This window comes from Enterobacter sp. K510, from assembly GCF_055804875.1.
On record NZ_JBNRLQ010000035.1, the window covers coordinates 1 to 336 of the forward strand.

1 pseudogene is annotated in these 336 nt (G+C 46.4%); it reads left to right on the plus strand.

Features of this window, described 5'->3' with window-relative positions:
• Positions 1–336: pseudogene (locus tag ACQUTD_RS21615) on the plus strand (hypothetical protein); the annotation flags it as partial.

Here is a 336-nt window from a genome sequence, read left to right on the forward strand (position 1 = left end):
TTATGAAACTCATTATTTGAAGTCTTTTCCCGACATTAAAAGGTGGATACTGGCGACCGGGCACTGGATCAGTATTCCTAGGCCTCTTCCTGAAGAAAAACTGCGTTCGGAAGTTCAGCGCCAGCTTAATAATCAGATGGATGATATCAATGCCATCACTTATAAACCCTGGCCACATGTCGAGCAGGGCTACTGTCTTAATAATAAGTTTCACTACTATCCTGGTCGCCTGGAAAAGCGCGATTACTACCAGATGACCTGGCGTTCAAAAGTCAAAGGCTCAGCCACTTTCCTGTCGGTGGACGTGGAAAGTTACGGCAAAGGAGAAGAGGCCAG